Below are 24,274 nucleotides of genomic sequence, written 5' to 3' on the forward strand. Positions count from 1 at the left end.
GACATGAACTGGCTGACACGCAAATACTGGTATCTGAGGCTTAAAGGCTCGGCCTATCGCCCCCTGTTTGGCCCACTCGACAAATCTGAATACGTCTCGCTGGATTGTGAAACCACCAGCCTCGATCCCGAGCGCGCCGAGCTGGTCACCATCGCAGCGACCAAAATCATCGACAACCGGGTGATCACCAGCCGGCCCTTTGAAGTCAAACTCAAAGCGCCGCAGTCGCTCGACTCCGGCTCCGTCAAAATCCACCATCTTCGTCATCAGGATCTGCACGACGGCATCAGAGAAAAAGATGCGCTGGTACGCCTGCTCGATTTCATCGGCAACCGGCCTCTGGTCGGCTATCACATCCGGTATGACAAACGCATTCTGGATCTGGCCTGTCGCCGTCAACTGGGATTCCCTTTACCCAACCCGGTGATTGAAGTCAGTCAGATCTACCACGACAAACTGGAGCAGCATTTGCCCAACGCTTATTTCGACCTCAGTCTGGATGCGATCTGCCACCACCTAGGTCTGCCGATTCAGCACAAACACGATGCGCTGCAGGATGCCATTTCCGCAGCGCTGGTCTACGTGCGCCTGACCAAAGGCGACCTGCCGAGCCTCAATTTCCCTTATGTCCGCTAACGCAGCGAGCCAGTGGGTCGATCCTGTTCGCAAAACTCGCTATAAGCCGCTGGTTTTTCAGCGTAAACGTCATTCTCATCCTAAAGTCTAATTGTCGAATCCGGTGCAGTGACAGACAGTTATACTACAGCAGATTTTCCTGCCGGCGGTTTGCGCCGGTTTCAAAAAAAGGATGTCTCAGAATTCACAAGGAGATACGTAATGAGTGAAGCCCACATTTATCCGGTCAAAGACAATATTAAAGCAACGACACATGCGGATAATGACACTTATCTGGCCATGTACCAGCAATCGGTGCACGACCCGGAAGGGTTCTGGAGAGAACACGGCAACATCGTCGACTGGATCAAGCCCTTTAGCAAAGTCAAACACACCTCGTTCGATACTGGCCATGTGGACATTCGCTGGTTCGAAGACGGCACACTGAACGTCTCCGCCAACTGTATTGACCGCCACCTGGCCGAGCGCGGCGACGACGTCGCGATCATCTGGGAAGGCGATGATCCGGCAGACGACAAAACGCTCACCTTCAACCAGTTACATCAGGAAGTGTGCCGTTTCTCCAACGCGCTCAAAGCGCAAGGAGTGAACAAAGGCGACGTGGTGTGTCTGTACATGCCGATGGTGCCGGAAGCGGCAGTCGCCATGCTGGCCTGTACCCGAATCGGTGCGGTGCACACCGTGGTGTTTGGGGGGTTCTCACCCGAAGCGCTGGCCGGGCGGATCATCGACTCGGACGCAAAAGTGGTGATCACAGCGGACGAAGGGGTGCGCGGTGGACGCGCGGTGCCACTGAAGAAAAACGTCGATGAAGCGCTCACCAACCCGGACGTGAAAACCATCAATAAAGTAGTAGTCCTCAAGCGCACCGGCGGCGACATCGACTGGCACGAGCATCGCGATGTCTGGTGGCACGCGGCCACATCCAGCGTGTCGGATCACTGCCCGCCCGAAGAAATGAAAGCCGAAGACCCGCTGTTTATCCTCTATACCTCAGGTTCGACTGGCAAACCGAAAGGGGTTTTGCACACCACCGGGGGTTACCTGGTGTACGCAACCATGACGTTCAAGTATGTGTTCGACTATCAGCCAGGCGAGACCTTCTGGTGTACCGCCGACGTCGGCTGGATCACCGGCCACACCTATCTGGTCTACGGCCCGCTGGCGAACGGGGCGAAAACCATCCTGTTTGAAGGCGTGCCCAACTACCCACGCACCAGCCGCATGAGTGAAGTGGTCGACAAACACCAGGTCAACATCCTCTACACCGCACCGACAGCCATCCGTGCGTTGATGGCCAAAGGCGACGAAGCGGTGAAAGGCACCCAACGTGACAGTTTACGTATCATGGGATCGGTCGGTGAACCGATCAATCCGGAAGCCTGGGAATGGTATTACAAAACCATCGGCAATGAACACTCGCCGATTGTCGATACCTGGTGGCAAACCGAGACCGGGGGCATTTTGATCACTCCCCTGCCAGGCGCCACCGAACTGAAACCCGGTTCGGCAACCCGTCCTTTCTTCGGCGTGCAACCGGCTCTGGTCGATAACATGGGCAACCTCATTGAAGGAGCCGCCGAAGGCAACCTGGTGATCCTCGATTCCTGGCCTGGGCAAATGCGCACTGTGTATGGTGATCATGACCGGTTTGAGCAGACTTACTTCTCCACCTTTAAAGGCATGTACTTTACCGGTGATGGTGCGCGTCGTGACGAGGATGGCTACTACTGGATCACCGGCCGGGTTGATGACGTGCTCAACGTATCCGGGCACCGCATGGGCACCGCCGAAATCGAGTCAGCGCTGGTCGCGCATGAAAAAATCGCGGAAGCGGCGATCGTCGGTATTCCACACGATATCAAAGGCCAAGCCATTTATGCCTACATCACCCTCAACGATGGTGAATTCCCGTCGGCCGAGCTGCACAAAGAAGTCAAAGACTGGGTGCGCAAAGAAATAGGCCCGATTGCCACACCTGATGTTCTGCACTGGACCGACTCGCTACCGAAAACCCGCTCCGGCAAAATCATGCGTCGCATCCTGCGTAAGATAGCCACAGGCGACACCAGTAATCTGGGGGACACATCCACGCTCGCCGATCCAAGTGTGGTCGATAAACTGATCAAAGAAAAAGCCGAACTGATGTAAGGCTCACCCTTTGTGCTCCTTTACCGCCACCTCTGTGTGGCGGTTTTTTATTGCCCCAAGCGGATGCGATTGCCCGCCGACAGGCGGTCAAACGTGCGTTCTGTTAACCTGGTTACAGAATTTCAGCGCGATAGTATAGGAGATTAGACCAGTAAATTGCTGCCATTTGCGCTGAATTAGCTATAATCTTGGTCAATTTCTTAATTACAGCGAATTTTTAACAAAAAAATCATGCTGAATTAAAAAGAATGTGGGAATATTCTAATTCGCAACACGATAAAGGAAAATGACTACACAATGTCGACAAAATCACGCATTCTCGTCCTTAATGGACCGAATCTGAATCTGTTGGGGCTCCGCGAGCCAGCGCACTACGGTTCGCAGACTCTACAACAGATCGTAGAGAAATTGTCCGATCAAGCGCAAAAAGCGGGCATTGAACTGAGCCATTTGCAATCGAACCGCGAATATGAACTGATTGAAGCAATCCACGCGGCTTACGGCCAGGTGGATTTCATCATCATCAACCCAGCCGCGTTTACTCACACCAGTGTTGCACTGCGTGATGCGTTGCTTGGGGTTGCCATCCCATATATTGAAGTGCACTTGTCCAACGTACATGCACGTGAACCTTTCCGCCACCACTCTTACCTGTCGGACAAAGCCGAAGGGGTGATTTGTGGTTTGGGCGCACAAGGGTATGAATTCGCTTTGTCTGCGGCCATTGAGAAGTTGCAGGCGAAGTAGCCACAGACGCTCTGCAGTCCTTATCAGGGCTGTCTTATTCACAAGATAAAAGAGAAAGAAAACATGGATATCCGTAAAATTAAAAAGCTTATCGAGTTAGTTGAAGAGTCTGGCATTGCTGAGCTGGAAATCTCTGAAGGTGAAGAATCGGTACGCATCAGTCGCAACAGCGGCACGGCGCCAATGCAAGCCCCTATCCACTACGCGGCTCCAGCGATGCCAGCGGCGGCACCAGCCCCTGCTGCACCGGCTCCGGTAGCAACTGAAGAGGCAGCACCAGCGGCAGCAGTACCAGCAGGTCACCAGGTTCTTTCTCCAATGGTCGGTACCTTCTACCGCTCGCCAAGCCCAGATTCGAAAGCGTTCGTTGAAGTGGGTCAAAGCGTCAGCGCTGGCGACACCCTGTGCATCGTAGAAGCGATGAAGATGATGAACCAGATCGAAGCCGACAAGTCCGGTGTGGTCACCGCGATTCTGGTAGAAGACGGCCAGCCAGTAGAGTTCGACCAACCACTCGTTGTTATCGAATAAGCGGGGCAGCATTATGCTAGATAAAGTAGTCATCGCGAACCGAGGCGAAATTGCGCTTCGCATTCTTCGCGCTTGTAAAGAGCTGGGTATTAAGACCGTCGCGGTGCACTCCACCGCCGACCGCGATCTTAAACACGTCCTACTGGCAGACGAAACTGTCTGTATTGGTCCGGCACGTGGTATCGACAGCTACCTGAACATCCCACGCATCATCTCTGCTGCCGAAGTCACTGGCGCGGTTGCGATCCACCCGGGCTACGGCTTCTTGTCAGAAAACGCTGATTTTGCCGAGCAAGTAGAACGCAGCGGCTTCATCTTCGTCGGCCCGAAAGCAGACACCATCCGCATAATGGGTGACAAAGTGTCGGCCATCAACGCAATGAAAAAAGCGGGCGTGCCTTGTGTTCCCGGGTCAGACGGCCCGTTGGACAACGACGACATCAAAAATAAGGCCCACGCGAAACGCATCGGTTACCCAGTGATCATCAAAGCCTCCGGTGGTGGCGGTGGTCGTGGCATGCGTGTGGTTCGTAGCGAATCGGAGCTGGTTCAGGCCATCGCCATGACCCGTGCCGAAGCCAAGGCGGCATTCAACAACGACATGGTCTACATGGAGAAATTCCTGGAAAACCCACGTCACGTTGAAGTTCAGGTCATTGCCGACGGTCAGGGCGGTGCGATCCACTTAGGCGAACGTGACTGTTCCATGCAGCGTCGTCACCAGAAAGTGGTTGAAGAAGCGCCAGCGCCAGGCATCACTGAAGAGATGCGCAAATACATCGGTGAACGTTGTACCCGTGCCTGTGTGGAAATTGGTTACCGCGGTGCCGGTACGTTCGAATTCCTGTACGAAAACGGCGAGTTCTACTTCATCGAGATGAACACTCGTATTCAGGTAGAACACCCAGTGACGGAAATGGTGACCGGTGTCGACCTGATCAAAGAGCAGTTGCGTGTGGCCGCAGGCCAACCACTGTCGTTCACTCAGGATGACATCAAGATCCGCGGCCATGCGATTGAATGTCGTATCAACGCGGAAGATCCGGTGCGCTTTTTGCCTTGTCCGGGTAAGATTGAACGTTTCCATGCGCCAGGCGGCATGGGCGTGCGTTGGGAGTCCCACATCTACAGTGGTTATTCCGTCCCACCACACTACGATTCAATGATCGGTAAACTGATCACTTTCGGTGAAAACCGCGACGTTGCGATCGCACGGATGAGAAATGCGCTGGGTGAGATGATCATCGAAGGCATTAAAACCAACGTGCCGCTGCAGGTTGACATCATGAATGACGAGAACTTCCAGCACGGTGGAACGAACATCCACTATCTGGAGAAAAAGCTGGGTCTGTAAGCCCACTTGCTCGTCATCCGCAAATGCCCACCTTGGTGGGCATTTTTGTTGCTTTCTCTACTCAAACAACACGCGCACTTCTGCTACACTCTGCGCCAATTCAATTATTGAAAGAGTGACCGCCATGCCCTGGATTCAAATCAAACTCAATGCGACCAATCAAAACGCCGAACCAATCGGCGATATGCTGATGGAAGAGACCGGCGCACTGTCCGTCACTTTCCTGGACGCGCACGATACGCCGGTATTTGAGCCATTGCCGGGTGAAACCCGCCTGTGGGGCGACACCGACATTCTGGCACTGTACGACGCCGAAGCGGACACCGGATGCATCATCGACCAGATCAAAGCCAGCCAGTTACTCGCGGACAACTTTGCTTACAAAGTTGAGCAACTGGAAGACAAAGACTGGGAACGGGAGTGGATGGACAACTTCCATCCTATGCAGTTTGGCCAGCGCCTGTGGATTTGTCCGAGCTGGCGTGAAGTGCCGGATCCAAGTGCCGTGAACGTGATGCTCGACCCGGGCCTGGCTTTCGGTACCGGTACCCACCCGACGACCGCACTGTGCCTGGAGTGGCTGGAAGGCCTGGATCTGGAAAATAAAACCGTCATCGACTTTGGTTGTGGCTCCGGCATACTGGCGATTGCCGCGATCAAACTGGGCGCAGCAAAAGTGATCGGGATTGATATCGATCCTCAGGCGCTGCAAGCCTCGAAAGACAACGCTCAACGCAATGGTGTGGCCGAACAACTGGAAGTCTATCTTCCACAAAATCAGCCAGAAGGCTTGGTGGCTGACGTCGTGGTGGCCAATATTCTGGCAGGCCCATTACGGGAACTGTCTCCGGTCATCAAGAGTCTGATTAAACCCGGCGGCGCACTGGCGATGTCCGGCGTCCTCGATACACAAGCGGAAGATGTGGCCACTTACTACCGTGACGAGCTTCACATAGATCCGATTGTTGAGCAAAGTGAGTGGTGTCGCATCTCTGGCCGCAAACAAGGCTAATCAAGACTTTGCGCGCTAATTGACTGAAATTCATGCAAATTACAAAAACAAATTGTAAATGCTCAAATATTAGTCTTTTCACGCAACCAAAAAATGCGTAAAATGCGCGCCCTTGCTGGTACGAAGCTGTGAAGACGTTTTGAAAATCGGAAACTATCAACTTAAGAACAATCTGATCGTCGCCCCGATGGCGGGTGTCACTGACAGACCATTTCGCGAGTTGTGTCTACGATACGGTGCCGGGATGGCCGTCAGTGAAATGATGTCCTCCAACCCGAAACTGTGGAAAACGTCCAAATCTCAACAACGCATGGTACATGAGGGCGAATCGGGCGTTCGCTCAGTACAAATTGCGGGTTCAGATCCACAGCTGATGGCCGACGCAGCGCAGTTCAGTGTTGAAAACGGTGCGCAAATCATCGACATCAACATGGGCTGCCCTGCCAAAAAAGTGAACAAGAAACTGGCCGGCTCCGCGCTGTTGCAGTATCCGGAACTCATTGAAGAGATCCTCAAAGCGGTGGTCAACGCGGTGAATGTCCCTGTGACACTCAAAACCCGGACTGGTTGGGACCCAGAAAATAAAAACTGTGTCCACATCGCTAAATTAGCCGAAGACTGCGGCATTCAGGCACTGGCTCTGCATGGCAGAACCAAAGCTTGCATGTACAAAGGTGAGGCCGAATACGACAGCATTAAAGCAGTCAAGCAAGCCATCTCAATTCCGGTTATCGCTAACGGTGATATCGATAGTCCGGAAAAGGCGAAGCTGGTACTGGAGTACACCGGTGCCGACGCTTTAATGATTGGGCGCCCTGCCCAGGGACGTCCATGGATTTTTCAGGAAATCCAACACTATTTGGAAAACGGCACCACTATGCCTGAACTTCCGTATACGAAAGTGAAAGACATACTGCTTGGTCATGTGAACGCTCTGCATAGTTTCTATGGTGAGTTTCTGGGCCCCCGCATCGCTCGTAAGCATGTGGGTTGGTACCTCAAAGAGCATGAACAAGCGAGTGAGTTTCGCCGTACCTTCAACGCCATCGACGCAGCTGAGCTGCAAATTGAAGCGTTGGAAGGTTATTTTGATAACGTTGCATCATAATTAAGAGAAGAGCTAGACCGAATATGTTCGAACAAAATCTGACTTCAGAAGCTTTAACAGTAACTACCGTAACTTCACAGGATCAAATCACGCAAAAGCCACTTCGTGATTCTGTTAAAGCGTCTCTTAAAAACTATCTTGCTCAGCTGAATGGTCAAGAAGTAACAGAACTATATGAGCTAGTTCTAGCTGAAGTTGAACAGCCTCTACTGGACACCATCATGCAGTACACTCGCGGCAACCAGACTCGCGCAGCGACCATGATGGGCATCAACCGCGGTACTCTTCGTAAGAAACTGAAAAAATACGGCATGAACTGATCATTCCTGCGGTAAGACAAAAAACGGCGCTCTAGCGCCGTTTTTTATGCCTGCGATTGGCAGATGCCCTTGCTCTCACCTCTCGCTTTTGTGTAACTGACAGACCACGCATTCCTCAAAAACGAATCCGCTCTCTCAACTCGCCTTTGGTCGCATATACGCGAATTAAGTCGCTCTGTTACATTGATTTTGTGCATCAATATCAAATAACCACAACAACAATGACCGGCACCGCCTGGCCATCCACAAGGAGTGATGTGTATGGGAGTCAGCTTGCGACAAACCAAAATCAAAACCCGCCTTTATTTACTCACCGTTCTGATTGCCGTACTGATGCTGGTACCGTTTGCAGCCATGCTGTTCGATTATCAGCAGGACCTGATGGAAGCCAAGCAGACCAAAACCCGCCATTTGGTGGAAACCGCGCACAGCCTGATGAGCTACTACCAGCAACAACAGCAGCAGGGCCTCCTCAGCACCGAGCAGGCGCAGCAACAGGCACGAAGCGCCATTGCCACATTGCGTTACCAGCAAGACGACTACTTCTGGATTAACGACTTACAACCGGCGATGGTGATGCATCCGATGAAACCTCAGCTGGATGGCAAAGACCTGTCGGCCATCAAAGACCCCAATGGCAAAGCGCTGTTTGTCGACATGGTCAATCTGGTGAAAAAACAGGGGGCCGGGTTTGTGTACTATATGTGGCCCAAACCCGATAGCGACGTTGACGTGGAAAAGGTGTCTTACGTAAAACTGTTTCAGCCGTGGGGATGGTTGGTTGGCTCGGGCGTGTACCTAGATGACGTCAACGCCTTAGTGTGGCAACGGGTACAATCGGCCCTGATGATCCTCACCGCCAGCCTGTTGGCAATGATTGCGCTGGCCGCCTGGATTGGCCACAGCATCACCCAGCCTTGCAGCGATACCGAGCGCGCTTTGCGTGAAATCGCAGACGGAGATGGCGATCTGACCCGTCAGTTGCCAGTGCATGGCAATGATGAACTGTCGCACATTGCCAGCGCCTTCAATCAGTTCACCGCCCGCATCCGCGAGATCGTACGAGATCTCCAGCCGATCACCGACGGGATAACCGGCGCCGCCGTTGAGCTCAATCAGGTGGCGAGCACCGCCTCGGGGAAAACTCAGCAGCAACAACAGTCGGTCGATACGGTTGCCTCCGCGATGGACCAACTGCACGCCAACAATCAGGAAGTGGCCAATGCCGCTCAGGAAGCTGCTCAGGCGGCGCAGACCGCGCATGATAAAGGCCGTCATGGCAGTGCTGTGATCACCCAGGCCTCCAGCTATATGGACGCGCTGTCTGCCCTGGTGACACAGACTCAGGCGAATGCCCGGAGTCTTGAACGTGAAACCCAGGATGTCGGCAGCGTGCTGGAGGTGATTCGCGGCGTGGCCGAGCAGACCAACCTGCTGGCGCTGAATGCGGCGATTGAAGCGGCTCGCGCTGGCGAACAAGGCCGCGGCTTTGCGGTAGTGGCCGATGAAGTGCGCACCTTGGCGACCCGCACCCAGAGCAGCACCGATGAAATCGAGCAGATCATCACCAGTTTACAAAAACGTGCCGCGGAAGTGTGTCTGTCAATGGAACAGACCGAGCAACAATCCGGTGCCACGCAGCAGCAAGCAGTGATTGCCCAGCAGGCGCTGGCGGACATTGACCACGAAGTGGCCACCATACTGTCGCTCAATGAACACATCGCTGAAGCCTGTGCACAACAAACTAGTGCCACCGATGAAATCAGCCGCAGTGTGGCCGCAATTGCGGATCACAGCAATCAAGCGGCTGCCGAGGCCAATCAGGTGGCGGCGGCCAGCGAACAACTGATGCAAAGCGGACGCCAATTGCAAACCAGCTTTGCTGCGTTCAAAGTGTAAAAATACCAGGGCATTCAGCCCTGGCCATTTGGGTAACAGTGAGATGGGGTATCGCGCACTGTCTGAGGTAACAACCTGCATCCCCGGCAGTGACACCGCAGGGGATGCAGGTTGCTAAGCTTGACTCAGTCTTTGAGAACTTTGACGGTATAACGCCCGTCTTTCTGACGATACAGGCCGTGAATATCGGTTTCAAAACCTGGGTAGTGCGAGCCGATCTCACACAGCATTTCCAGGAATTCAAGCACCAGACGCGACTCCGGCGTCACCATTTCACCTGGCAGTACCAAGGGCACACCTGGAGGGTAAGGCAGAATCATGTTGGCACTAACGCGACCGACCATATCGTTGAGCAAGATTTCCTCGGTATGGCCCCGCAACTCTTCCTGCCACGCCGCGTGTGGCGTCACTTTCATCTCCGGCAGCACATCAAACGCTTTGTACATCAGCTCTGGTAGGTTGTATTTTTTGGTTAAATCATGGATCGCTTGTGCAAGATCTTGAACGCGCATACCTTCATAGAAGCTTGGATCTTCGTTGTACAACGAAGGCAGGAAGTTTTTGACCGTCAAATTCAAGTCATAACCGCGTTTGAACTCGGTGAGACCACGCAGCAATTGCATGGCTTTTGATTTGTCGATACCGATAGAGAATAGGAACAACAGGTTGTATGGGCCTGTTTTCTCTACAACAATGCCGCGTTCGTCGAGGAATTTCGCCACCAGCGAAGCAGGAACTCCGGACTCTTCCAGTTCACCGTCGTTGTTCATTCCCGGGGTCAGCAGCGTCACTTTGATCGGGTCAAGATACATGTGGTTATCGTCCATGTTCTTGAAGCCATGCCATCCATCGTTGGGATCCAGTTTCCAGCATTCTGTGCTATCAATATTGTCTGGTTGCCACACATCAAAGAACCAGCCTTCACTTTCCCCTTTCAGACGTTTGATTTCTTTGCGGAAGCGAATCGCCCGATCGATGGAGTCCTGCATCAGCTTGCGACCCGTGTTCCCACGCATCATTGCCGCCGCCGTTTCGGTCGACGCAACAATACCGTACTGTGGCGATGTCGAGGTATGCATCATGAAGGCTTCGTTAAACGACTCTTTGTCAAACTCACCCTTGATGTGAATCATCGAGGCCTGGGAAAACGCCGCCAACAGCTTGTGCGTCGATTGGGTTTCGTAGAACACTTTGCCCGGCATGGCCTCACCACTCATGCCACATTTACCTGCGTAGATTGCGTTGAAGTTAGTGTAAGGCACCCAGGCACTGTCGAAGTGGATGTGTTTACACTCCAGCGACTCTTTGATGAACTGTGTGTTGTACAACAGGCCATCGTAGGTTGAATTGGTCACCACCGCGTAAGACGGCGCAGTCGCGCCCGGGGTGCATGCCACTTTCTCCGCGATCACCTCACGACTGAACTCGCTTTGCGGAATGCCCCCCAAAATGCCATAGGCGTTACGGGTCGGGCGGAAATAAATCGGTGTGACATCACTCATCATCATCAGGTGCGTAAGCGATTTATGGCAGTTGCGATCCACCAGCACGGTGCTACCCGCCGGGGCGGAAAACATCCCGACGATTTTGTTTGATGTCGACGTGCCGTTGGTCACGATGTATGAACTGTCGGCATTAAACGTCCGTGCAATGTACTCTTCAGCTTCCTGATGCGGACCAGAGTGATCGAGTAGCGAGCCCAACTCGGGCATGGAGATAGACACGTCCGCCTTGAAGGTATTCGGGCCGTAGAAATCATAGAAGATGCTACCGGCAGGGCTTTTCTGGAAAGCCGTCCCGCCCATGTGGCCCGGCGTACAGAAGGTGTATTTCCCCTCATCAACGTATTTGAACAGCGCCTTGGTAAACGGAGGCATGATCGCGTCCTTGTATGCCTCGGTGGCTTGGTTAATCTTGATCAGGATGTCATCGGCCATCCCCAAGGCATATTCGAAAAAGCTGACGTTCAATCGCAGATCGGTCAGGGAAATATCCAGGGTCGACTGCTCGTTGGCGAACGCGTGCACCGGTAATTTCTCGTTGATCTGGCTGATGCGCTCACACAGCTCAAGTGAGTATTTGTCCCAGTCAAACAGGACACCGCAGATACGCGGGTTCATCTCAATCATCTTGATCAAGTCTTTGTCATCGACCGGGTACACCACGTCGTAGCCGGCTTTTTCCAATGCATGATGCAACTGACGCACCGGTTCTTCTTTAAAGAACACACCCATGTGATTGAGGATAGCGAAAATATTCATTTGGACATCTCCAAGGCGAAAGAGGGCGCTCCCTGCCAACGACAGGCAGTGAGTAAGAGAAGCGCCGAAAGAAATTCAGGGAGCCGGAACCGCAGCACCGGCGTGAGGATTAGTGACCGGTCTGAGTAACCGGCATCTCGTTGCGATGCTGTTCCATGTACTGGGCCAGCCCCGCTTTTTTGCTGTAGAACATCAGGATGACCAGTGACATGATGAAGGTTGCCGTCAGTGTGGTTCCTTCCGCCCCGGCCAGCGCTACCATGCAGAACAGACAAGCGATACCGGAGAACAGCATCACGAAGCCATTGCGGGTGGTCATGCCCTCAAAACGGATCAGGTTGATGCTGGAGTAAAAGTACGGCAGCATGGTCAGCAGCACTGCATCGGTGGTCAGTTGGTTGAACAGATCAGCAGCATGCGCGGTTTTGGAGCTGAACACCATCAGCACACACATCAGCGCGGTCATTTTGAGCGAAGCCAGGATCAGCCCTTTTTTCGGTACGCCATTGCGGTCAGTTTCACCGTAGATCTTAGGGAAATTACCATCACTGGCTGCGCGCTTACCGGCCTCTCCCACCAACATCATCCATGAGCCAAGTGACGTGAAGCACGCCAGTGCGGTGAACGCCGAGACAAAAGGTGCGGTCCAGCTGCCAAACAGCGCTGTGGTGGCCAGCGCAAACGGCGCACCAGAGGCAGCAACATCTGAGGCTGGGAACATACCGCTGATCATCTGCGTCGACATTACGTAAATCACCCCTGCGATTCCGGTACCCAGCATGGTAGCCAGCGGCACGGTGCGTTTAGGGTTATCCACCATACCGGATGACACCGCGGCTGATTCCACACCGACAAACGACCACAGACAAATCAGTACCGCCGTGATGATGGCGTGGCTGTCTGAGCCTGCCGAGACATTCCAGTTCTGGGCATAGACGGCGGTGTCAAAGTGGGTCCAGCCAAACAGAGCTGTTCCCAGGACGGGAACCAGGATCAGCACCAGCCCTAACGTGCACAGACGACTCACCCAACTGCCCCCCAACAGGTTGACCAGAGTAAACAGCCACACAGAGGCAATGGTTGCGATACCAGCCGGAATGGGGTGGTTCAACACCGGGAAGAACACCGAAAGGTAAGAGACACCAGTGATTGCAATCGCCAGATTACCGATCCAGTTCGCGTGGTAGTAAAGCACGCCCGTCTGGAAACCAAACACCGGAGAGATTTCACCGGCATAAGCGATCGGGCCTCCTTGTTGCGGGTTTTTGGTTGCCAGACGAGCGAACACAAACGCCAGACACAGCGCGCCGACAATACAAATCAGCCAGCTAAACAGAGAAATGGAGCCTACCGTAGCCAGGCTGGAGGGCAACAGCGCAATACCGCTGCCCATCATGTTACCGGCCACTACCCCGGTACAGGCGATCACGCCAATTTTTTTAGCATTCGAGGACATAACATCTCCAAGTCGATTCTTATTGAGCAACAGACGCTCAAACTGAACATCATTAGCGAGCGGTTATCGACATGGATATCTGCCAGAACTCGCTAACTGTCGACTGGCAGACTACGCCCAAAACAGCGAAAAAGAATCAAGATGAGATTATCAATAAAATCATGATCTGACGGCGCTTATCCTGATATAAACCTGAGCAAATAAAATATATAAGCCATTGAATTTCATACATTAAAAGAAAATCTAAAAGCACATCAAACGCCATTCTAAAAATATCAACCTCACTCAACTTCGCAGGTATTGAGCAGCGACGTGGGCTTGGGCCGCCCTCCTTATTCTGATGACCAGGCCCGGCGCAAAAAAAGCCCCCGCCGGTTGGCAGGGGCTTGGCAAAATAAGGCTGACTCAGCAAGGTGCGTTTAAATCACTCGGACAACAGCTGGGTGCACCGAACGGTACATGGCGTAATCAATGGCTTTCAGATCGCTGCTGAACATCAGATTCTGGCACAGCAGGTAAGTTTCCATCGATGTGTCGATGTAAAACGCTTCACTGTAAGACTCCCCGGCCTTGTCCAGTTCACCGTTCAACTCAGCCAGTTTGCCCTGAATCACATACGCCAGCACCGAATCACGCTGCGCCAGTGCACGGTTCAGATCGCGATTTGCCTGCGACAGTTGCCCGCTCATCACTTCATGCAGCGCCAACGCTTCATACACTCTTGGCTGCGTTGGTAACGGCTCCGTCGCCACGGCCTGAGTCAGTTGCCGGTTGAGGATGGCAATCCGCTCATGGTTTAGTGTGCGTTCAGGTTCAAGCGCGTGCTGCACATAGTAAGCCACCAGCAACTCTGCCTCGACATACGCATTGCCTGGCTCCGCGTCCAGCGTCTGCTCCAGCAGCTCAACTCCGCGGGCAAACTCCGTCGCCTCTGACACATTAAGGTAGTGGTTCGCCTGAACAAAGCGTTGTAAGGCGGTGGTATTTTTCGGCATGTCGGCCATGAGCCTGGCCGCTTTGTGGTACGGGTGCGCAATCGTCAATGCCTGCATCAGGTCCTGAGAGGCCTGCTGCATCACCGCCTGCAAACGCTGGCTGACCAGTGGATACTGGCGACTGAACAGGACATTTTCCGACGAGTTGTTCTTGTATTCGATATCGAGCAATTGGACACCGCTGTCATCTTTCACCCGCACGGTCACGGTTTTTCCGGGTAAAATTCCCGAATTGAATACCGCTTTGTGCAGCATGACCCGGTACGTGCTGACCTGAGCAATATCGGACATCAGCTTTTGGGCAAATCCGTCGGCCAGTTCGTGGCTGAGCGTGGTGTGATGCAGTTGATCCTGAAAACGAAACTCAATCAGATGGGTATCAATCGCCTGAGTGATGCGCACTTCCGACTGGTTGTAGGTAAACAGCCCCATCGCTACAATCAGCACACTCACCCATAACACATTCAGCGCCGTCTGACGCCAGCGGCTCAGGCTGGGCGCACGAGCCGACCGCACCGTCCTGGCAGACAGGCTACACACTGCCCGGGTCAACGGCGCCGCAGGAAAAGCCATATCACTGTCGTCGTCATCCGGCCTGGACTGCTCCGATGGCAGATTGACCGGCAAAGGCGCGGAATCGAGCAGCTGAACATCCGCTACCAGCTTGTAACCCCGCTTGGGGACCGTCACCACATAACTGAGGTTCTCTTTGCGGCCATCGCGCAGCAGCTTACGCAGTTCAAAGATAGACTGAGTGACCACCTGATCGGTCACGATCGCCCCATCCCACACATGGGTGATCAGGGCTTCTCGGCAAAATACTTCACCGGCATGTTCAGCAAGAAATCGGAGTAAATTGATTAAGCGCGGTTCAGCCGACACTTCCCTGTCCTGGCGATACAGCTTATTTTCATCAACGCTTAATACCCAATCATTGATTTGAAAATAGGTTCCAACCATAACTTGGCACTCTTGGTATCTGTCAGACAATGTCGCTCAGCGGGCACTCGCCCGAATAATTATCCGAGTCGACAGGAGGCGGAATTATAGGTGGGAACCCAGTCAGAACCTAAGAAACTGCAATACCAAAAATGCAACCTAAGGTTAAAGGGCTATAAACACAAAACTTTGACCTACTCCAAAGCAGCCAGAATCGAACAGTGACTAGCGTCGTCATCAACATCACCGCAGCAGGCATCGTTGATCTTTTTCAACGCGCTACGAATACGGGTCAGCTCAGCAATTTTGGTGTCGATAACGTTCAGTTTGGCCGAGGTGATCGCTTTGACTTCGGCGCAGCTGTGCTCCGTGGCTTCCAGCTTGATTTCCAACAACTCGCGGATCTCATCCAATGTCAGCCCCAAATCTTTCGCTTTGAGAATAAAACTGACCTGCTGCTGATTTTCGTCACTGTAGAGACGGTAGCCAGACTCACTACGCCCTGCCGGTTTAATTAACTGATTTTTTTCATAAAAACGCAGCGTATCTGCGGTCACGCCACAGCGTTTCGCCAGTTCACCGATCTGAAACATAACGGCTCCTATTAACTATCTCGTTACTTTTTAAGCGAAAGATCGCCTTTTTTGCAATTATTTTTGCGATGCCAAACGATTGCGCGAGCTTTTTTGTAATAAATTAGTTAGAATACGCGCCATCAAATTTGGAGTACATTATCTAACCAGTCGATACTGGTGACTAAAGATTTTTACCAAAACTGGCCAAGTCATTACCCATGGTAATCCATGTTCACTTTTGGCAAACGTCTTTTATTTAGTTTAACTCCATGAATTTGAGGAAGATGGAAGCATGAACAACGCTCGTCCAATTCGCCGCGCGCTGATTAGCGTGTCAGACAAAACAGGTATTGTTGAGTTTGCACAAGCTCTGGCAGATCGCGGTGTCGATATCCTTTCTACTGGTGGTACGGCCCGCCTGCTGGCTGACAGCGGTATTGCCGTGACCGAAGTGTCAGATTACACCGGTTTTCCGGAAATGATGGACGGACGGGTTAAAACGCTCCACCCGAAAGTGCATGGTGGTGTCCTGGGCCGTCGTGGCCAGGATGACGCCGTCATGGCGCAACATGACATCAAACCTATCGACATGGTTGTCGTCAATCTCTATCCCTTTGCCGAAACCGTTGCCAAAGACGGCTGCACGCTGGCAGACGCCGTGGAAAACATCGACATCGGCGGCCCGACCATGGTGCGCTCTGCAGCGAAAAACCACAAAGACGTGACCATCGTGGTAAACGCGCACGATTACCCGCGCGTAGTTGCCGAAATGGATGCCAATGAGGCCTCACTGACGCTGGAAACCCGCTTCGATCTGGCGATTGCCGCATTCGAGCACACCGCCGCTTACGATGGCATGATCGCCAACTACTTCGGCACGATGGTTCCTTCTTACGGAGAGAACAAAGAAGGTGATGAAGAGAGCAAGTTCCCTCGCACCTTCAATCAGCAGTTCCTCAAAAAACAAGACATGCGCTACGGCGAAAACAGCCACCAGGATGCCGCCTTCTACGTGGAAGCGAACCCAGAAGAAGCGTCGGTTTCAACCGCACGTCAGATTCAGGGCAAAGCCCTGTCTTACAACAACATCGCCGATACTGACGCGGCGCTGGAATGCGTGAAAGAGTTCGCAGAGCCCGCGTGTGTGATCGTCAAACACGCTAATCCATGTGGTGTGGCTCTGGGCGGCGACATTCTGGAAGCCTACAACCGCGCTTACCAAACCGATCCAACCTCAGCGTTTGGCGGCATTATCGCATTTAACCGCGAACTGGATGCCTCGACAGCCAGCGCGATCGTTGAGCGTCAATTCGTTGAAGTCATCATCGCTCCTTCAGTGTCTGAAGAAGCGATCGAAGTGGTCGCAGCGAAGAAAAACGTACGCCTACTCGAGTGTGGTGAGTGGTCAACCAAGACAACGGGCTTCGATGTGAAACGCGTGAATGGTGGTCTGCTGGTTCAAGACCGTGACCAGGGCATGGTAAATCTGGATGATTTGAAAGTCGTGTCTCAGCGACAACCAACCGAAGAAGAGCTGAAAGACGCGCTGTTCTGCTGGAAAGTGGCCAAGTACGTCAAATCTAACGCGATTGTCTACGCCAAAGGCGACATGACTATCGGTGTCGGCGCAGGCCAAATGAGCCGCGTCTACTCAGCCAAAATTGCCGGCATTAAAGCGGCTGACGAAGGTCTGCAAGTCGCCGGTAGCGTAATGGCGTCGGATGCCTTCTTCCCGTTCCGTGATGGCATCGATGCCGCGGCGGAAGCCGGCATCAAATGCGTGATCCAGCCAGGCGGCTCGATGCGTGACGATGAAGTGATTGCGGCGGCCGACGAACACGGCATGGCCATGATCTTCACCGGCATGCGTCACTTCCGTCACTAAGCCTTCGAACCATCACTTGGGAGCCTGTCAGCCTGATCGAGCTCCCAATGATTGAGAGATCCGAATTTACAATTAAGGAATTCATTTATGCGAGTTTTAATTATTGGTGCCGGCGGTCGTGAGCATGCGTTAGCTTGGAAAGCCGCGCAAAACCCAAATGTTGAAACTATCTTTGTTGCGCCAGGCAACGCCGGTACAGCGCTTGAGCCCAAACTGGAAAACGTCAACATTGCAGTGGAAGACATCGCGGGTCTGGTTGCGTTCGCAAAAGAGAACGCCATTGAACTGACCATCGTCGGCCCTGAAGCGCCACTGGTGATTGGCGTAGTGGATGCGTTCCGTGCTGCCGGGTTGCCAATCTTTGGTCCGACGCAATCTGCGGCACAACTGGAAGGTTCAAAAGCCTTTACGAAAGACTTCCTCGCTCGTCACCACATTCCGACCGGCGCTTACGCCAACTTCACGGAAATCGAACCGGCACTTGCTTACGTGCGCGAGCAGGGTGCACCGATCGTGGTCAAAGCCGATGGTCTGGCGGCGGGTAAAGGCGTGATTGTCGCCATGACACTGGAAGAAGCCGAAGACGCTATCAAAGACATGCTGGCCGGCAATGCGTTCGGCGACGCTGGCAGCCGCGTGGTGATCGAAGAGTTTCTGGATGGCGAAGAAGCGAGCTTTATTGTCATGGTTGACGGTGAAAACGTTCTGCCTATGGCGACCAGCCAGGACCACAAACGTGTTGGCGATAAAGATACCGGCCCAAACACGGGCGGCATGGGCGCTTACTCGCCCGCTCCCGTGGTTACCCCTGACATCCACAACCGCATTATGGATGAAGTGATTTATCCAACCGTGCGCGGCATGGCTGCCGAGGGCAACCCATACACCGGCTTTCTTTACGCGGGCCTGATGATCGATAAATCCGGCACACCGAAAGTGATCGAATATAACTGCCGCTTCGGTGACCCGGAAACCCAGCCTATCATGATGCGTATGCAGTCAGATCTGGTTGAACTGTGTCTGGCTGCTATTGATGGCAAACTGGACCAGGTGGACTCGAAATGGGACCCGCGTGCTTCCATCGGCATCGTGCTGGCCGCAGGCGGTTACCCGGGCGCGTACAACAAAGGCGACGTCATTTCAGGCCTACCTCAGGCCGAAGTGGAAGGCGAGAAAGTCTTCCATGCAGGCACCGATAACCAGGATGGGGACATCGTCACCAACGGTGGCCGCGTACTGTGTGCAACTGCGTTGGGCAACAGCGTGTCTGAAGCTCAGCAACGTGCCTACCAGCTGGCTCAACACATCCGTTGGGAAGGTATGTTCCACCGCAATGACATTGGTTACCGAGCGATTGCGCGCGAGAATCAGGAATAACCTCCTCGCATCGACAAAAAAGGCGCTCTGATGAGCGCCTTTATTTTATTGCTTTTCCAGCAGCCCTGGCCGCTGAATACAGCCATGATCCTCGTCTGCCAACATCAGCAGTTGTTCGACGATCATGCCATCCGATTTAATCTTGCCGATAAACGCCACGTAGCTGTCAATCGCCGCCAAACGGTTGACCACGAAGCTCGGCAGAGTCTGATTAAACGACAGACGACGGTATTCCTGCCCAGTGCAGCTCTCAAAAGTAGCCCCGTCCCATACGCCTTGTAACAGCTCAAAACCAGCCTTGTCTTGCTTTTTAGCGGTACTGGCCACATTGTCGGCTTCACGGACGTAGCTCGCCAATTGCTGCTCATTAAGCGGCAACACTTTCCCGTCCAAACGGTAACGCTGGAATACCGCTTCCCCGTCTTTATTGAAACGGATATGAATGCGGTAGTCGACCAGAGCCTCGCTCTTACGTTGCTTACCTTCACGAATCATCTCGCGTACCTGACCTTCGTCCCAACGGTACTCAGACTGATACCAGCCGTAATCACCGGCAGAGACATAATCTGCCGCCTTCAACGGCTGAGACTGTTGCTCGGTATACCAGTAAAAGCTGGTCGCATCGCCAAGGGACTGACCGCCAGTGTATTCAGAAAATTGTTCCAGATTAGGCGTGGGAGCGGAGGAAGAACACCCGATTAAAGGCAAGAGGATTAGTGAAGATAAAAACCAATTTTTCATAGCAGAGGAATTACGCCGAGACAAACAAGCATCTCGGCGTAGTATAAATTACTTCACTGCGTCTTTCAGTGCTTTACCAGCAACGAATGCAGGAACGTTAGCTGCAGCGATTTGGATCTCTGCACCAGTCTTAGGGTTACGACCAGTACGTGCTGCACGGTGGTTTACTTTGAATGTACCAAAACCAATTAGTTGAACTTGGTCACCCTCTTTCAGTGCGTCAGTCACACCGTCAAGAGTTGCTTCAAGAGCAGCTTTAGCTTGTGCTTTAGACAGGTCTGCTTTCTCTGCAATAAAGTCGATTAATTGGGTCTTGTTCATTAGGTTTCCCTTCTTATGTGTTATCGAATTCAATTCACTCTAAATCATAAATGCCCCATCTGGCAAAGGTTTGTCGGCGATCTTTGACTTTACTGACGTACTTTTAACCGGAATATGAGCATTAACTCACAATTTGTTACTCAATGCCTCGGATCTGAGACTTGTTTTTGCCTGTTTACAGCCCTATTTAATAGCAGCAAATGTTACGAGAAGCCTGATGTTTCGGGGCTTTTGCTGAATAAAAAATACGCACACCAATAATGCCCAGGCATACCGGAATAAGCCGCAAAAATTGCAAATTTGCCTTTTCCGGCGCAAAGTTCGGTTGTGGTATCTCACTGCATAGGAGCATTATGTTACTGCTGACTGTTTACGTTTCGATTGCGATCGGCGTATCGTTTGTCTGTTCGGTTTTAGAAGCGGTTTTATTAAGTATTACCCCAAGTTATCTGGCCCAGCTGCGCCAACAAGACCACCCGGCCGCGGGCAAATTGTCGCGCCTCAAAGCAGACATTGATCGCCCGCTGGCTTCGATTCTGACCCTCAATACCATCGCCCATACGATTGGCGCGGCCAGTGCGGGTGCGCAGGCAGCGGTCGTGTTTGGCAGCGAATGGCTGGGCGTATTTTCCGCTGTTTTGACACTGGGGATCTTGGTGCTGTCCGAAATCGTTCCGAAAACCATCGGAGCGACCTACTGGCGCCAGTTAGCCCCACTGACCGCCACCACGCTGCGTTGGATGGTGTGGGCATTGACACCGTTTGTCTGGTTTTCAGAGCAAATCACCAAACGTCTGGCTCGCGGACAGGAAACGCCGAAAATGCGTGATGAGCTGTCTGCGATGGCAATGCTGGCTCAGGAGAGCGGCGAATTTGCCGAAGGCGAATCGACCATGCTCAACAACCTACTGGGCATTCGTGACATTCCGGTGACTCAGGTGATGACACCCCGGCCCGTTGTGTTTCGCGTCGATGCTGAGATGAGCATCAACGAGTTCCTGCACGAGCACCGTGATACACCGTTCTCAAGGCCGCTGGTTTACAGCCAGGAGAAGGACAACATCATCGGCTTTGTCCACCGTCTGGAATTGTTCAAGCTGCAACAGTCTGGCCTGGGTGACAAACAGTTGGGGGCGGTCATGCGCCCGGTGCATGTGTTGCTCAATACGCTATCGCTGCCGACCGCCTTTGAACAGATGATGGCGCATCGTCTGCAGCTGGCGATGGTGGTCGACGAATACGGCACCGTACAAGGCATTCTGACACTGGAAGACATCTTTGAGCATCTGCTGGGTGAAGAGATTGTCGATGAAGCGGACCGCATCACCGATATGCAGGAACTGGCGTACCAACGCTGGGAACGCTGGAAGAAAAAGCACGGCGTCATAGAAAACCGCGATGATGATGATTAAAAAATGGGAGCTCATGCTCCCATTTTTTATAAACCGATACCGATGTTGCTGATGCCTTCTTCACGCAATTCCTGACGCAAATCTTTAATCAGTTCGATGTCTCTTTCTGTCGCATCACGCAGAGGACGGAAAATGGCCCACTGAACGTCCCATTCCCCACACACCGCTTCGTTCTGCTTCTGGTTGTCATTGGTGACCTCTTCGCCGGTTTGAGCTTCTTCAAGCTGCGCAACGGTCGCGACCGACTGCTGACTGAGTTTGAACATGTTTTCCTGAAGATCATCACGATCCAGCAGGCCGTGCAGTAACGTAGACAGCCCAATGCAGGCATCGATCGCCGGATACACCAGATACATATCGAAATCTTCCGAGCTGGGAATGATCTCTTCCAGCTTCTCCAACTGACGTTCGAAATTCACTTTAGCGTTTTTCACCGTTAGGAGTTCCCAGACACTGTCGAGAATATCACGGTAGATACGCGCTTCCGCGAATTCTGTATTCGCGCAAAACATGGCATAGTTAGGGTACATGCGCTCACACAGGCAAGCCATAAACGTGATTTGTTGCCAGGGCTCGAATTTCTCAAGACGCAGCTGAAGGGGATTCTGTAGCATAGTTACTCAGTCGTTGCAGAAAAAGACAGCGGAAGTGTACTTGATATACCACAGGGAAAAAAGCAAAGCCGATGAACAATTTTAGTCATAAGCTCTACATTCTGACCGAACACGACGATACGTACCGCCAGCTCGTTGCTGATCTGAAGCTGCCGGATCTGGTGATCACCGAACAGCGGGACGAGGCGAGCATACTTTTGGCTGCGCCGCCTATGGCGGCCAAGCAGTTAGACAAGTTTCCTCAGTTGGTCTGGCTGCAATCCATCTATGCCGGCGTTGACGCTCTGCTGCAGCAAGCAGACAAACGCGATTACCACTTAACCAATGTCAAAGGTATCTTCGGCCAGCAAATAGCCGAGTACGTACTCGGCTATACTATCGCCCATTACCGCCATTTCCGCCGGTACCAACAGCAGCAGGCTCAGCAACACTGGCAACCTCACTCCTATGTCTCCCTAACGCAGAAACGCATGGTCATTCTCGGTACGGGGTCAATTGGGGTGCACCTGGCGCACAGCGCACAGGCAATGGGGTTGGAGACCATAGGAGTCAACCGCAGTGGTATTCCGCCCAAGGGCTCACCTTTTGTCCACACCTACCATATTCAGGACCTGGACAAAGCGCTCGCGACCGCAGACGTTATCGTCAACACTCTGCCAAATACGCCTGACACTCACCATCTACTGAATGCTAAGACCTTACAAGCGGCTCAGCATGCTCTGCTGTTCAATGTCGGCCGAGGCGCGACACTCTGCCAACAAGGCTTATTGCAATCCTTGGCCGCCGGAAATATCGAGCACGCTTATCTGGATGTATTTGAAACGGAGCCACTTGAGCACCAACATCCGTACTGGCAACATACAAATGTGACCGTGACACCGCATATCGCCGCTTTGAGCTTTCCAGATCAGGTAGTGGCCATTTTTGGTGAAAATTACCTGCGTTGGCGCGACGGGTTTGCGCTCCATCACCAAGTTGACTTTAACAAGGGTTATTAATGCTGGACGAACTTCTGTGCCAAATCAGACAATGCAAAGTCTGTGAGCCTCACCTACCCTTAGGGGCCAATCCGGTGATCCAGGCCAGCCGACAATCACGCCTGCTGATCATCGGCCAGGCACCGGGTACTAAGGTTCATCAGACCTCCATTCCCTGGAACGATCCCAGTGGAGATAGGTTAAGAACCTGGCTGGATCTGGATAAACACGTCTTCTATGACGCGGAGAATATCGCCATCATGCCAATGGGACTGTGTTATCCGGGGAAGGGAAAAAGCGGCGATCTGCCACCAAGAAAAGAATGCGCGCCACTATGGCATCAACAGGTACTGGATCAGATGCCAAATATCGGTATGACCTTACTGATCGGTCAATATGCGCAGAACTATTACCTGCACGACAAACCGACCACACTGACAGAAACAGTGCGTCAATGGCAACGCTGGGCACCGCAGTTTCTGCCGTTACCTCACCCTTCCCCCCGTAATACCCTGTGGTTGAAAAAGAATCCCTGGTTTGAAACTGAAGTGATTCCCTATATCCGTGATTACGTTCATCAGCATCTAAGTCAAGGCTAACCACGTCTCGTTAATAACAGCCATAAAACCATGGAGTTATTTTATTCAAGCTTATGGGTTGGGCTCTGAAACGCGTGAGAGCGACTCGGGCGTCACATTCTTCACAGGGAGCGGGCTTACCCATAAACAAAAAGACCCCAGCATGATGGCTGGGGTCTGAAAGAGGTGGCAAAGCCGTAGGGATTTCAAGCAACCGGGACTCGTTTGCTCGAAGACCAGAATAACGGGGAAAAACGAAAAAAGCCTCGCTGATAGCGAGGCTTTCGAAATAAATGGCGGAGCGGACGGGACTCGAACCCGCGACCCCCGGCGTGACAGGCCGGTATTCTAACCAACTGAACTACCGCTCCGCACTGGTTAGACT

Annotated in this window: 21 protein-coding genes, 1 tRNA gene and 1 pseudogene; 15 read left to right on the forward strand and 8 right to left on the reverse strand. The window is 52.8% G+C overall.

Going from position 1 to position 24,274, the window contains the following annotated elements:
- Positions 1–3: 3 nt before the first annotated feature.
- The 9 genes from CAG64_RS07925 to CAG64_RS07965 all read left to right on the forward strand — a co-directional run bounded on the left by CAG64_RS07925 (position 4) and on the right by CAG64_RS07965 (position 9,758).
- Positions 4–636: a 3'-5' exonuclease gene (locus CAG64_RS07925; RefSeq protein ID WP_161447900.1), complete on the forward strand. Its 633-nt coding sequence runs from the start codon at positions 4–6 to the stop codon at positions 634–636.
- Positions 637–837: 201 nt separating this feature from the next.
- Complete coding sequence (gene acs / locus CAG64_RS07930) at positions 838–2,787, forward strand: acetate--CoA ligase (RefSeq protein ID WP_161447902.1); 1,950 nt, start codon at positions 838–840, stop codon at positions 2,785–2,787.
- A 297-nt stretch (positions 2,788–3,084) separates the two neighbouring features.
- Positions 3,085–3,534, forward strand: a complete 450-nt coding sequence (gene aroQ, locus CAG64_RS07935; protein WP_021707223.1) for a type II 3-dehydroquinate dehydratase — start codon at positions 3,085–3,087, stop codon at positions 3,532–3,534.
- A 63-nt stretch (positions 3,535–3,597) separates the two neighbouring features.
- Positions 3,598–4,065 (forward strand): acetyl-CoA carboxylase biotin carboxyl carrier protein, encoded by a 468-nt coding sequence (gene accB / locus CAG64_RS07940; protein ID WP_021707222.1) that lies wholly within the window; start codon positions 3,598–3,600, stop codon positions 4,063–4,065.
- A gap of 13 nt (positions 4,066–4,078) precedes the next feature.
- Positions 4,079–5,419 (forward strand): acetyl-CoA carboxylase biotin carboxylase subunit, encoded by a 1,341-nt coding sequence (gene accC / locus CAG64_RS07945; protein WP_021707221.1) that lies wholly within the window; start codon positions 4,079–4,081, stop codon positions 5,417–5,419.
- A 124-nt stretch (positions 5,420–5,543) separates the two neighbouring features.
- Positions 5,544–6,431, forward strand: coding sequence for a 50S ribosomal protein L11 methyltransferase (prmA, locus tag CAG64_RS07950; protein WP_021707220.1), 888 nt, complete (start codon positions 5,544–5,546; stop codon positions 6,429–6,431).
- A 139-nt stretch (positions 6,432–6,570) separates the two neighbouring features.
- Complete coding sequence (gene dusB, locus CAG64_RS07955) at positions 6,571–7,539, forward strand: tRNA dihydrouridine synthase DusB (RefSeq protein ID WP_161457632.1); 969 nt, start codon at positions 6,571–6,573, stop codon at positions 7,537–7,539.
- 23 nt (positions 7,540–7,562) lie between these two features.
- Complete coding sequence (gene fis, locus CAG64_RS07960) at positions 7,563–7,859, forward strand: DNA-binding transcriptional regulator Fis (RefSeq protein WP_000462885.1); 297 nt, start codon at positions 7,563–7,565, stop codon at positions 7,857–7,859.
- Positions 7,860–8,120: 261 nt separating this feature from the next.
- Entirely contained in the window at positions 8,121–9,758 is a 1,638-nt protein-coding gene (locus CAG64_RS07965) for a methyl-accepting chemotaxis protein (RefSeq protein WP_443084076.1), read from the forward strand.
- Between the two features lie 125 nt (positions 9,759–9,883).
- Here CAG64_RS07965 and CAG64_RS07970 read toward each other — a convergent pair whose 3' ends face one another.
- The 4 genes from CAG64_RS07970 to zntR form a co-directional block, all read right to left on the reverse strand.
- Entirely contained in the window at positions 9,884–12,019 is a 2,136-nt protein-coding gene (locus tag CAG64_RS07970) for a lysine decarboxylase CadA (RefSeq protein WP_161457630.1), read from the reverse strand.
- Between the two features lie 109 nt (positions 12,020–12,128).
- Positions 12,129–13,475: a cadaverine/lysine antiporter gene (gene cadB / locus CAG64_RS07975; protein ID WP_161457629.1), complete on the reverse strand. Its 1,347-nt coding sequence runs from the start codon at positions 13,473–13,475 to the stop codon at positions 12,129–12,131.
- Between the two features lie 419 nt (positions 13,476–13,894).
- The gene (cadC, locus tag CAG64_RS07980) at positions 13,895–15,430 is read right to left on the reverse strand and encodes a lysine decarboxylation/transport transcriptional activator CadC (RefSeq protein WP_161488809.1); all 1,536 of its coding nucleotides are present in this window, start codon (positions 15,428–15,430) and stop codon (positions 13,895–13,897) included.
- Between the two features lie 173 nt (positions 15,431–15,603).
- Positions 15,604–16,002, reverse strand: coding sequence for a Zn(2+)-responsive transcriptional regulator (gene zntR, locus CAG64_RS07985; protein ID WP_021707214.1), 399 nt, complete (start codon positions 16,000–16,002; stop codon positions 15,604–15,606).
- A gap of 49 nt (positions 16,003–16,051) precedes the next feature.
- On the opposite strand from zntR, the pseudogene CAG64_RS23780 reads away from it, so the two are divergent.
- The 3 genes and pseudogenes from CAG64_RS23780 to purD form a co-directional block, all read left to right on the forward strand.
- Positions 16,052–16,129, forward strand: a pseudogene (locus CAG64_RS23780) (phosphoribosylamine--glycine ligase); the annotation flags it as partial.
- Between the two features lie 147 nt (positions 16,130–16,276).
- Positions 16,277–17,869: a bifunctional phosphoribosylaminoimidazolecarboxamide formyltransferase/IMP cyclohydrolase gene (gene purH / locus CAG64_RS07990; RefSeq protein ID WP_021707213.1), complete on the forward strand. Its 1,593-nt coding sequence runs from the start codon at positions 16,277–16,279 to the stop codon at positions 17,867–17,869.
- 87 nt (positions 17,870–17,956) lie between these two features.
- On the forward strand, positions 17,957–19,246 hold the full coding sequence (purD, locus tag CAG64_RS07995; RefSeq protein ID WP_161488808.1) for a phosphoribosylamine--glycine ligase: 1,290 nt from the start codon (positions 17,957–17,959) through the stop codon (positions 19,244–19,246).
- A 45-nt stretch (positions 19,247–19,291) separates the two neighbouring features.
- Here purD and CAG64_RS08000 read toward each other — a convergent pair whose 3' ends face one another.
- Both CAG64_RS08000 and hupA read right to left on the reverse strand, forming a co-directional pair.
- Positions 19,292–19,987: a DUF1481 domain-containing protein gene (locus tag CAG64_RS08000; RefSeq protein ID WP_161488807.1), complete on the reverse strand. Its 696-nt coding sequence runs from the start codon at positions 19,985–19,987 to the stop codon at positions 19,292–19,294.
- A gap of 48 nt (positions 19,988–20,035) precedes the next feature.
- Positions 20,036–20,308, reverse strand: a complete 273-nt coding sequence (gene hupA, locus CAG64_RS08005) for a nucleoid-associated protein HU-alpha (protein ID WP_021707210.1) — start codon at positions 20,306–20,308, stop codon at positions 20,036–20,038.
- A gap of 353 nt (positions 20,309–20,661) precedes the next feature.
- Here hupA and CAG64_RS08010 point away from each other — a divergent pair, with 353 nt between their 5' ends.
- Positions 20,662–21,720 carry a CNNM domain-containing protein gene (locus CAG64_RS08010; protein ID WP_021707209.1) on the forward strand — a complete coding sequence of 353 codons (1,059 nt, stop codon included), beginning with the start codon at positions 20,662–20,664 and terminating at the stop codon, positions 21,718–21,720.
- A gap of 26 nt (positions 21,721–21,746) precedes the next feature.
- Here CAG64_RS08010 and CAG64_RS08015 read toward each other — a convergent pair whose 3' ends face one another.
- Positions 21,747–22,334: a YjaG family protein gene (locus tag CAG64_RS08015; RefSeq protein ID WP_021707208.1), complete on the reverse strand. Its 588-nt coding sequence runs from the start codon at positions 22,332–22,334 to the stop codon at positions 21,747–21,749.
- Positions 22,335–22,405: 71 nt separating this feature from the next.
- Here CAG64_RS08015 and CAG64_RS08020 point away from each other — a divergent pair, with 71 nt between their 5' ends.
- Positions 22,406–23,332, forward strand: a complete 927-nt coding sequence (locus CAG64_RS08020) for a D-2-hydroxyacid dehydrogenase (protein WP_161488806.1) — start codon at positions 22,406–22,408, stop codon at positions 23,330–23,332.
- A complete protein-coding gene (locus CAG64_RS08025) occupies positions 23,332–23,910 on the forward strand; it encodes a uracil-DNA glycosylase family protein (RefSeq protein ID WP_021707206.1) in 579 nt (192 codons plus the stop codon). The genes CAG64_RS08020 and CAG64_RS08025 overlap by 1 nt, the downstream gene beginning before the upstream one ends.
- Before the next feature lie 273 nt (positions 23,911–24,183).
- Here the strand turns inward: CAG64_RS08025 and CAG64_RS08030 are convergent.
- Positions 24,184–24,260: transfer RNA gene (locus CAG64_RS08030), tRNA-Asp, on the reverse strand.
- Between the last annotated feature and the right edge of the window lie 14 nt (positions 24,261–24,274).

This window comes from Vibrio sp. V38_P2S17PM301 (genome assembly GCF_009904845.1).
Lineage (GTDB): Bacteria > Pseudomonadota > Gammaproteobacteria > Enterobacterales > Vibrionaceae > Vibrio > Vibrio proteolyticus.

Bases quoted from the DNA above. Each gene is read 5' to 3' on its own strand.
- CAG64_RS07925 (WP_161447900.1), top strand. From the start codon at position 4: ATGAACTGGCTGACACGCAAATACTGGTATCTGAGGCTTAAAGGCTCG.
- acs (WP_161447902.1), top strand. From the start codon at position 838: ATGAGTGAAGCCCACATTTATCCGGTCAAAGACAATATTAAAGCAACG.
- aroQ (WP_021707223.1), top strand. From the start codon at position 3,085: ATGTCGACAAAATCACGCATTCTCGTCCTTAATGGACCGAATCTGAAT.
- accB (WP_021707222.1), top strand. From the start codon at position 3,598: ATGGATATCCGTAAAATTAAAAAGCTTATCGAGTTAGTTGAAGAGTCT.
- accC (WP_021707221.1), top strand. From the start codon at position 4,079: ATGCTAGATAAAGTAGTCATCGCGAACCGAGGCGAAATTGCGCTTCGC.
- prmA (WP_021707220.1), top strand. From the start codon at position 5,544: ATGCCCTGGATTCAAATCAAACTCAATGCGACCAATCAAAACGCCGAA.
- fis (WP_000462885.1), top strand. From the start codon at position 7,563: ATGTTCGAACAAAATCTGACTTCAGAAGCTTTAACAGTAACTACCGTA.
- CAG64_RS07965 (WP_443084076.1), top strand. From the start codon at position 8,121: ATGGGAGTCAGCTTGCGACAAACCAAAATCAAAACCCGCCTTTATTTA.
- CAG64_RS07970 (WP_161457630.1), bottom strand. From the start codon at position 12,019: ATGAATATTTTCGCTATCCTCAATCACATGGGTGTGTTCTTTAAAGAA.
- cadB (WP_161457629.1), bottom strand. From the start codon at position 13,475: ATGTCCTCGAATGCTAAAAAAATTGGCGTGATCGCCTGTACCGGGGTA.
- cadC (WP_161488809.1), bottom strand. From the start codon at position 15,430: ATGGTTGGAACCTATTTTCAAATCAATGATTGGGTATTAAGCGTTGAT.
- zntR (WP_021707214.1), bottom strand. From the start codon at position 16,002: ATGTTTCAGATCGGTGAACTGGCGAAACGCTGTGGCGTGACCGCAGAT.
- purH (WP_021707213.1), top strand. From the start codon at position 16,277: ATGAACAACGCTCGTCCAATTCGCCGCGCGCTGATTAGCGTGTCAGAC.
- purD (WP_161488808.1), top strand. From the start codon at position 17,957: ATGCGAGTTTTAATTATTGGTGCCGGCGGTCGTGAGCATGCGTTAGCT.
- CAG64_RS08000 (WP_161488807.1), bottom strand. From the start codon at position 19,987: ATGAAAAATTGGTTTTTATCTTCACTAATCCTCTTGCCTTTAATCGGG.
- hupA (WP_021707210.1), bottom strand. From the start codon at position 20,308: ATGAACAAGACCCAATTAATCGACTTTATTGCAGAGAAAGCAGACCTG.
- CAG64_RS08010 (WP_021707209.1), top strand. From the start codon at position 20,662: ATGTTACTGCTGACTGTTTACGTTTCGATTGCGATCGGCGTATCGTTT.
- CAG64_RS08015 (WP_021707208.1), bottom strand. From the start codon at position 22,334: ATGCTACAGAATCCCCTTCAGCTGCGTCTTGAGAAATTCGAGCCCTGG.
- CAG64_RS08020 (WP_161488806.1), top strand. From the start codon at position 22,406: ATGAACAATTTTAGTCATAAGCTCTACATTCTGACCGAACACGACGAT.
- CAG64_RS08025 (WP_021707206.1), top strand. From the start codon at position 23,332: ATGCTGGACGAACTTCTGTGCCAAATCAGACAATGCAAAGTCTGTGAG.